This is a genomic window from Kitasatospora sp. NPDC007106, from assembly GCF_040634455.1.
GTDB lineage: Bacteria > Actinomycetota > Actinomycetes > Streptomycetales > Streptomycetaceae > Kitasatospora > Kitasatospora arboriphila.
Window position 1 is genome coordinate 1 of sequence record NZ_JBEYFP010001398.1, and the last position, 1138, is coordinate 1138.

Consider the following 1138-nt stretch of genomic DNA (forward strand, 5'->3'; position numbering starts at 1 on the left):
CTGGCCGCCGTCGCCAACGGCCTGGCCTCCGTCCTGGGGCCCTGGTGTCCTGCAAGAAGGTCCGCAGCGGGCTGCCCCTGGTCCTCGCGGCCGCTTCCGCCGCCGTGGTCTGCACTGCCGTGTTGGTGCTGACCCGATCGCCCCTGCTGGCCGACGACGCCGAGGGGGCCGATGAAACCGACCGGGCCGAGCGCGTCGAGCAGCCCCGCCAGGAGGCCCGGAGCCCGCGGGCGGTGTACGGCGTCCACGCCCGGCCTGCCATGATCCCGGAGTGCGACCACACATCACACCCGGCACCATCGCCGACCTCCACCAGGTCCTCGCCGACCACCACCGCTACTGGGGCGAGCGGGACCTCCGGTCCCTCCACCTCGACGCGCTGGTCCACGAGTTCGGCGAGACCTGGCTGGTCGCCCGCGCGGACGACGGCATCCACGGCTACCTCATCGGGTTCACCACCCCCGACGGCACCGGATACGTCCACCTGGTCGCCACCCGGGACGACACCCGGGGCACCGGCCTCGGCCGCCGGCTGTACGCGACCTTCGCCGCCATCGCGCACCGACACGGCGCACGGCGGCTCAAAGCGATCACCTCGCCCGGCAACACGGGCTCGATCGCCTTCCACCGCAGCCTCGGCTTCGAAGCGACTGCGGTCGAGGACTACAGCGGCCCCGGCCGGACCCGGGTCGTCTTCCACCGCCCCCTGCCGTTCGAGGCGGCCGTACCCGGCATGCCCTGAGCAGTCCGCAGTCCGCAGTCCGCAGTCCGCAGTCCCAGGCCGGTGAACGGTGCCCCCGGCGCTCCGGCTGCCCTCGGAAGGGCGCGGGGCGATCGGCCTCGAGGCGGTCCTAACCCCGGTAGGGTGCTCCCTCTGAACGGTTCGATCGTGGACCGATCGTTCGGGTTACGGGTACGGGTACGGGTCACTGGTGCGGGGCGAGGGGTGTCGGACGTGCGGAGCGGACACCGGCTGGGGCGGCCGTTCGGGTGGCTCTGGGGCGCGTACGGGACGAGCGCGCTCGGCACGTGGCTCGCCTTCGGGGCCTTCCCGCTGATCGCCGTCCGGGTGCTGCACGCCGGACCGGGCGAGGTCGCCGTGCTCTCCGCCGCGGGCGCCGCGGTCGGAGCGGCCGTC

1 protein-coding gene and 1 pseudogene are annotated in these 1138 nt (G+C 74.1%); both read left to right on the top strand.

All coding sequences use genetic code 11. The features are described 5' to 3' along the window. Nucleotides 1–271: 271 nt before the first annotated feature. Nucleotides 272–742, top strand: coding sequence for a GNAT family N-acetyltransferase (locus ABZ641_RS38780; RefSeq protein ID WP_344627900.1), 471 nt, complete (start codon nt 272–274; stop codon nt 740–742). 213 nt (nt 743–955) lie between these two features. After that, a pseudogene (locus ABZ641_RS38785) lies at nt 956–1138 on the top strand (MFS transporter); the annotation flags it as partial.